This window comes from Streptomyces sp. NPDC056948, from assembly GCF_042674225.1.
Classification (GTDB): Bacteria; Actinomycetota; Actinomycetes; order Streptomycetales; family Streptomycetaceae; genus Streptomyces; species Streptomyces purpurascens.
The window spans coordinates 20,177-27,449 of the sequence record NZ_JBHUQX010000080.1 but is presented as its reverse complement, the minus strand read 5'-3'; the positions used below and the strand labels follow the sequence as shown (position 1 = coordinate 27,449).

The 7,273-nt window shown below is 73.0% G+C and carries 6 protein-coding genes; 3 read left to right on the top strand and 3 right to left on the bottom strand.

Annotation, left to right across the window (positions count from 1 at the left end):
* On the bottom strand, positions 1–1,572 hold a 1,572-nt coding region (locus ACFTZL_RS13280; protein WP_382581121.1), incomplete at its 3' end, for a S8 family serine peptidase.
* A 209-nt stretch (positions 1,573–1,781) separates the two neighbouring features.
* On the opposite strand from ACFTZL_RS13280, the gene ACFTZL_RS13275 reads away from it, so the two are divergent.
* Both ACFTZL_RS13275 and ACFTZL_RS13270 read left to right on the top strand, forming a co-directional pair.
* Positions 1,782–2,372, top strand: a complete 591-nt coding sequence (locus tag ACFTZL_RS13275) for a TetR/AcrR family transcriptional regulator (protein WP_382581119.1) — start codon at positions 1,782–1,784, stop codon at positions 2,370–2,372.
* Positions 2,365–3,339: an aminoglycoside phosphotransferase family protein gene (locus ACFTZL_RS13270; RefSeq protein WP_382581117.1), complete on the top strand. Its 975-nt coding sequence runs from the start codon at positions 2,365–2,367 to the stop codon at positions 3,337–3,339. The genes ACFTZL_RS13275 and ACFTZL_RS13270 overlap by 8 nt, the downstream gene beginning before the upstream one ends.
* On the opposite strand, the gene ACFTZL_RS13265 is transcribed toward ACFTZL_RS13270, so the two are convergent.
* Positions 3,336–4,088: an isocitrate lyase/phosphoenolpyruvate mutase family protein gene (locus tag ACFTZL_RS13265; RefSeq protein WP_382581115.1), complete on the bottom strand. Its 753-nt coding sequence runs from the start codon at positions 4,086–4,088 to the stop codon at positions 3,336–3,338. The two genes, ACFTZL_RS13270 and ACFTZL_RS13265, sit on opposite strands and share 4 nt — an antisense overlap.
* Before the next feature lie 96 nt (positions 4,089–4,184).
* On the opposite strand from ACFTZL_RS13265, the gene ACFTZL_RS13260 reads away from it, so the two are divergent.
* The gene (locus tag ACFTZL_RS13260) at positions 4,185–5,585 is read left to right on the top strand and encodes a hypothetical protein (RefSeq protein ID WP_382581113.1); all 1,401 of its coding nucleotides are present in this window, start codon (positions 4,185–4,187) and stop codon (positions 5,583–5,585) included.
* Here the strand turns inward: ACFTZL_RS13260 and ACFTZL_RS13255 are convergent.
* The gene (locus ACFTZL_RS13255) at positions 5,575–7,269 is read right to left on the bottom strand and encodes a DUF2264 domain-containing protein (protein WP_382581112.1); all 1,695 of its coding nucleotides are present in this window, start codon (positions 7,267–7,269) and stop codon (positions 5,575–5,577) included. The two genes, ACFTZL_RS13260 and ACFTZL_RS13255, sit on opposite strands and share 11 nt — an antisense overlap.
* Positions 7,270–7,273: the final 4 nt, after the last annotated feature.

Sequence of the window (7,273 nt, the reverse complement as noted above, 5' to 3'; positions counted from 1 at the left end):
CCCGTGCATGGCGGAAATGCCCTCGCCGGGGATGGGGCCGTCGATGTCCTCCCCCGGCGCCACCAGGTCGGGCTTGAGCCGCCCGTCGCCGGTGGGGCCCCGGCTGGAGAAGTAGCTGACGCCGTGGCGGTGCGGGTTGCTGCGGTGGGTGGAGCCGACGGTGATGACGGACTCCGCGTTGCCGGGGTCGGAGATGCTGATGTCCCGGTAGTCGGCGCCCAGGGTGTGCGCGGTGCCGCCGGTGAACCCCGCGTTCCCGGCCGCGGTGACGACCACGACACCCGACCGTGTCAGGCGGTCGCACTCGACGCACACGGGTGTCCACCCGGTGGAGTGGCTGGCGACGTCGTGCGGGACCGACAGGCTGAGGTTGACCCCGGCGATGATGAACCGCCCGGCCTGCTCGTTGATGTGACGGATCGCCTGGAGCGCGGTGACGATGGAGAACTCGTCGCCGTCGCCCTCGTCGTCGAGGACCCGGAAGTCGTAGAGCCTGATGCGCGGGCAGATGCCGCGGAAGTCCAGCTCCGGCCACCAGCCGCCGATGATGCCGGCGATGTGGGTGCCGTGCTGGTCACCGGGCGGTGGCCGGGCGGGCTGTTCCGGGGCCGGGGTGGTCTCGACGGACGGCAGGGCGGCCGCCCAGTTGACGAGGCCGCCCACGAGGACGTCGGCGGTGAGCTTTTCCCGTACGCCGGTGAAGTCGAAGGAGCGGGCGATGCGCGTCTCCAGTGGCTGCGGCGTCGGGCCGGTGGTGTCCCAGTCGTGAAAGGCGGGGTGGCGCGCGTCGATGCCGCTGTCGACCACCGCCCACCCGATGGAGGCGGTGTCGACCGAGAAGACCTGCTCCGCCGCGTCGGCCTTGATCGTCCGGCGGGACCGTACGACCGCGCGGGTCGCCGGCCGGTTCGCCGTCACGGAGACGATCGGGTACTTCTGCCTCCGGTCGGCCTCGCGCCCGACGGCTGTGTGCGGCCCGCGCACCGGGGTGGTGTCCACGACGACGTCGTTCAGCATGTCGACGAGTACGCCGGTCACCTCCTGTTCCCGTGTGTCGCTCCGGGCCAGGTCCGGCCGCGCGTTCTCCACGACGCGGTGCAGCAGCCGCAGGAGCCAGGTGAGATGACGGCCGCGCTCCTGCCGGCGCTCCATGCTGTCGTGGATCTCGCTGGTGGCCGGGGCCCTGACGTGTCCGGCGAGGGCCGCCTCGATGCCGTCCGCGCCGCCGGCCCCGGCGAGTTCGTGGGCGACACGCACCGCGCCGGCGAGACTGGTCAGCGGCAGCAGGTCGCTGACGAGTTCCTTCAGGGTCAGCCGCGCCGCCACGAAACTGCCGGCGGCGATCGGACGGCACTTCTCCATCAGGCCTCGGCTCTGGAACCGTTCCAGCACCCGCTCGACGCCGTACTCCTCGCGGATCGCGAGGATCAGATCCTGCCGTCCCTCCGAGGACGGCCGGGGCGGCTGGGCGAACGCCAGCCACACATCGAACTGGACGGGGCAGTAGGTGGCCCAGAGGACAGGTACGGGGCCCTCCCCATAGAACACCGCTGCGAGATCGGCTCGGTCCATGTGGATTCCCGGTGCGCTGTGCGTACGGCCCCGCGCGTGACGGTGGGAGACACCGACTGCGGCTGAGGGCCTGTACTCATTTTCCGCCCTGGTCATGGGCACTGCAACCGCTGGCCCTCAGGCTACGATCACCGTGCGCCTGTGGGACCTTCACACCGACGCGGCAGCACCGTCGTGGCCCTCTTCGAGAGGTAATCCCCAAGACCCCCATGCCCAGAGCAGGCCTCACCCCCGACCGCCTCGTCGCGGCCGCAGCCGACCTCGCCGACGAGGCCGGCTTCGAGCGTGTCACCCTGTCCGCGCTGGCGCGGCGCTTCGGCGTGAAGGACGCCAGCCTGTACACCCACGTGCGGAGCCTCAAAGACCTCCGCACCCGCATGGCCCTCCTCGCGGGCGGCGAGATGATCGACCGGATCGCGGCGGCGGTCGAAGGGCGGGAAGCCGGCCGGGACACGCTCGCCGCCTTCGCCGGTGCCTACCGGGCCTACGCCCTCGAACACCCCGGCCGGTACGCGGCGACCCAGATCCCCGTCGACCAGGACCTCCTCGCCGACTCCCCCGCGATGCGCCGCACGGCCGACGTCACCTACGGCATGCTCCGCGCCTACGGCCTGGGGGAACCCGACCTCACCGACGCCGTGCGCCTGCTGCGCAGCACCTTCCACGGCTACTGCGCCCTGGAGTCCAACGGCGCCTTCGGCGCGCCCCGTGACGTACAGGCGTCCTGGGACCGGGCCGTCGACGCCCTGCACGCCCTGCTTCTGAACTGGCCCCGCGAGGAGAGGATCCCCGATGCGTGACACCGCCGGCTCGATAGCCGAGATCTACTCGCTCGGCACCGGCCCTTGGACGATGACGCCGGTCACCCGGGGCGCCCTGGGCCAGATCTGGAAGCTCTCCGGGAACGGCTCCTCGTGGGCCGTGAAGGAGCTCCTCTTCGGCTGCGACGAAGCCCAAGTACGCCGCGAGGCCGCCTTACGGGACTCGGCGGAACGCCTCGGCATCGCCTCGCCCCGGCTCCACGCCGACCGGCACGGCGCGCACGTCTCCCGCCTCGACTCCCCGGGCGGCGGCTCCTGGATGAAGCTGTACGACTGGGTCGACGGCACCCGGGCGGACGCCTCCGACCCGGACGTCCTGGACTGGTTCGGCCGGACCATGGCGCTGCTGCACCAGGCCGGGGAGGGCGCCGTCGACACCCCGGACGACTGGTACGAGCGGTGTCCTGACGACGCCGCGTGGGAGGACGTGCTCAAAAAGGTGCGGGACGCCGGCCTGCCCTGGTCGGACGAGCTCAGCGGCTTCATCGCCACGTCCGCGCCGCCGCTGGCCCACTGGGTCACCCCGTCGGCATCGCGCGGCCTCGTGACCTCGCACCTCGACCTCCAGCCCCAGAACGTCCTGGTCGGCCCGGACGGGCCGGTCCTCCTCGACTGGGACAACGCGGGGCCGGTCTCGGCGGAACGGGAGTTCGCGCGTGCCGTCCACGTCTGGTCGGGCGGCAACGAGGTGGACATCGAATCCGCGCGGCGGCTGGCACGGGCCTACCGCGGTGCCGGGGGCCCGGCCGTCATCACCGGCCCGGAGTCGTTCTCGATGCTCTTCGCCACGGCCCTCAACTATGTCCATGTGCAGGCCGGGACGGCCGTCGATCCGGCCGTGACCGACGCGCAACGCGCGTTCGCGGGTGAGCAGGCCGTCGCCTTCCTGCGCGGGGTGCCGGACCTGGCCGCCGTCGCCCTGCTGGTCGCGGCGCTCGACACCTAGGTGGCAAGCCCGGCGACATCGTCGTAGGACGGTGTCATGCCCTCCGGCATCCGCCCCGCCCGGATGTCCGCCACCGCCTCCAGCGCCGCGCCCAGCGCCCTCCGGTACAGCAGCGAGCCGAGGCTGATCCGGCGGACTCCGACATCGGCGAGGTGCGGGACGGGCGGGCCGCCTGGCGAGTAGAGGACGTTGAGGGGGACGTCCACGTGGTGGACCAGGGCGGCGATCTGCCGTAGGTCGGTGAGGCCGGGGACGAACACGCCGTCCGCGCCCGCCTGCCGGTAGGCGTCGAGGCGGGTGAGCGTGTCCGTGGTGTCGCCGTCGCCGAGCCAGTGGGTGTCCGTGCGGGCGTTGACGAACAGGCCGGGTGCCGCCTTCTTGACCGCGGCGATCTTCGCCGCGTGCCGGGCGACGGGCCCGAGGCCGTCCTCCAGGTTGATGCCGGCCGCTCCTACGGCGTACAGCTCGCGCGCGAACTCCGCCACCTCGTCCGGGTCGTCGCTGAAGCCGCCCTCCGCGTCGACCGACAACTGGAACGGTTCGGAGCCCAGGGCGAAGGCCAGCCGGAGCGTCTCCTCACGGGTCGCCGCCACACCGTCGGGCAGTCCGGCGACCGCGGCGACGCCCAGACTCGTCGTCGCGATCGCCCGGAAGCCCTGCCCGGCGAGGGCCCGGGCCGAGGCGTGGTCCCAGGCGTTGGGCAGCAGGAGGGGCTCGTCTTCGTGGTGGAGGTCGGCAAAGGCGGTCATGGCGCCACGCTAGGCGCGGGTCGCTTCGGCGCGGACCGAAGCACGGCCGCCCAGGTGCCATGGCAACCTTCCCCGCCCCCACGGCGACCACAGACCATGACAACAGCACAACCGGAAACACAGCCCCACCGCACCACACGCCACCGCCGCGTCCGCGCGGCCCGCAAGCCCGCGATCGGCGCGCTCGCGGCGGCCGGTCTGCTGGCCGGGGCGTGGTACGCGAGCGCCGGTGCGGCGACGGCCCCCGCCCTCGCGGTCACCAGCACGGCCGTCAGCCTGCCGGCCGCGTTCCCCTACCTGTCGGCCGGTTACAACAACACCCGCGAGTGGACCCGCACGGCGACGGCGGCCGCCCCCGACGGCACGCTCCGCGTGGCCTGGCCCGCGGCGGACGGCATCCACGTCACCCCGCTGACCACCGCCGGAAAGCGGGCGGGCGCGGACACCGTCGTCAAGGGCGCCAAGGAGGTCGGCGGCCTGGTCGCGCACAACGACGGCTTCGCGCTGCTCACCCGGGTCTCCGACAGCAACAAGTGGAAGGAGACGGCGGCGGCGCTGGTCCGCTACCAGAACGGCAAGCAGACCTTCCGTACGAAGCTCACGGGCACCGCGTCCAAGGACACGGCCCCGCTGCTGGACGGGCAGCTCACCTGGAACGGCAGCAAGTACGGCGCGTACTTCGTCGTGCACGGCGCGGGCGGCCCGGCCGACGGTCACTTCGGCGACAAGCTGGCGTACGTCAGCGCCAAGGGCGCCGAGCTGAGCGGCGGCTGGGGCTGGGGGTGCAGCCACAACGAGGGCATCGCGCTGCACGCCGAGAAGAGCGGCGCCTTCACCTCCCTCTGCTTCGACGACTGGCGTTCGGGCCTGTTCGTGTCCACCGGCATCGGCGCCCCGGACAACGCGCCGGTCGTGCAGCGCGAGCAGTGCTGGGCGGGCTACTGCGGCGGCACCTTCCCGAGCCGTACCGGCGACCTCGTCAGGTCGGCGACCGGCCGCTACGCCACCGCCTTCGCCTCCCGCGGCGCCGCCTCCGCCAAGAAGAACCCGGACGACGCGAGCGGCCGTGGCTGGACGGTCACCCCGAAGACGGGCACGCACCAGGTGGCGGTGGCGTTCCTGAAGGACCGCAACTCCGGCCCCGGCAAGGCGATCCGCCTGTCCGAGACGAAGGGCGTGGAACACGTCAACGTCCACCTCGCCCCGTACGGCAAGGACCGGCTGCTGCTGTCCTGGGAGTCGGTCAAGAACGCCACGTGCAAGGACGGCACCTGCACCGGCACCTTCGCGGGCACCCATCTGCGCCTCATCGACTGGAACGGCAAGTTCCAGAGCGCGGCCAAGGTCGTCCAGGACAGGATCACGGGCGATATCGCGGTGTCCGCCGACGGTACGCTGACCTGGGCGTATGCCCCGGCCACGCCCTCCTACGCGAAGCCGCTCACCGGTGCGTCCCCGACGTCCACGACCCTGAAGATCGCCCGTCTCAAGCCGTGACGTCCACGCCCGACTCCGTCAGCCGGACCCGTGTCACGCCGCCGTCGCTCCAGCGGACCTCCAGTGCTCCGGCATCGTCCGCGCGTACGGAGACCGACTCCTCCAGCGGGGCCGGGTCCGGCTCGGCCGTCAGTCGGGCCAGGGCGACGAACAGGGTGGCGGTCTCGCCCACGACGCCCGTGAGGGATTCCGTGAGTCCGATCGCCGGTACGAGTTCGGCGCGGAGGCCCTCCCCGGCCGGCCAGCCGGTCACCCGGACCGGCGTCCCGGGCTCCGCGCCCGTCACCAGATGCGCCCGGACCTCCGCTGCCCCGCGCGCCAGCACGGCGCTCGTCACCCGCGCTCCCCCGCCCGCCGTGTGCCGGGAGGCCACCCAGCCCTCGCCGACGCCCAGCGGTTCGATGCCGGTGCGGCTCGGGTCGCCGCCGACGATCACGCTGTTGTCGCCCGAGGAGGGCGAAGAGGCCGGGGCCGTCACCGTCGAGTACGCCAGACGCGTGTAGTACGGGTCGTAGCGGACGTCCTCGCTGCCGTGGTTGTGGAGGCGGACCACGCCGTCCGAACGGGTCGACTGGAGCAGCCAGTTGGGAGGGCCGACGGGAGTGACGGCGTCCGCCCGTTCGGCCGGGCCGGGTTCCTCCGCCGCCGTCCACACCTCGTGGTCCGCCGGGAGCAGCAGGCCGAGGAAGCCCTTGCTCGCCCAGTACGGGGAGGCCGGGCCCGAGTAGCCCTGGAGGACGGACGCGTCGGGGCCGTGCCAGCCCAGGGAGAGCAGGCCCTTGTCGTCCACCGCGCCCCGGTCGAGGAAGTACCGCAGCGCTCCCGAGGCCAGGCGCCGGGTCTCGCCCGGGGGCAGCGGCGTACGGCCGGTCAGCGCGCCCAGCCACAGGGGGGCCGTCGTGGCGAAGCGGTACGTCAGGGAACGCCCCTGGTGCATCGGGGCGCCGTCGCCGCCGAACAGCCGGGCGTAGTCGCAGAGGTGGCGCGACAGCCGGTCGCCGTACAGGTCCAGCAGGCGCTCGTCGCCCTCCAGCCAGGCGTGCAGCACCGGGTAGAGGTGCATCGCCCAGCCGTTGTAGTAGTCGAACTTGCGGCCGTCGCCGTCGGTGTACCAGCCGTCGCCCACGTACCACTGCTCGATGCGTTCCAGGCCGCGGTCGATCGCCGCGCGGGACGCGTCCGGCTCGTGGCCGATCTCGGCCAGAAAGCCGCCCACCGTCACGGGGAACAGTTCCCAGTTGCAGGGCCACGCCTCGGCGGTGAGCGCGTCGCCGAGCCAGGCGGCCGTCCGCTGCCGTACGCCGTCGTCCAGCCGGTCCCACAGCAGGTCCCGTGTCAGGCGCAGGGCGAGCGCGATCGACGCCGCCTCCACCAGGGGCTGGCTGCGGTCCTCGATGCGGGGCCAGACGCCCGAGACACCGGCGGCGAGGCCGGTCGCGTAGCGCTCCAGGGCCTTCTCGTCGCGGCGGAAGGCGGCCAGCAGCAGGGTGCGGGCGTAGCCCTCCAGGCCGTCGGAGAGGCGGCCCGACCAGCTCGTCCGGTCGCCGGGCAGGTGGTACAGCGCACGGTCCTCGGTCGCGTACGGCTCGACGGCGGTGAGCAGGGCTTCGGCCGCCGCCTCCCAGTGGGCGCGGGTGTAGCCGGTGAACGGAGACGTCGTGCCGTCGGCCGGAGGCAGGTGCATCGGT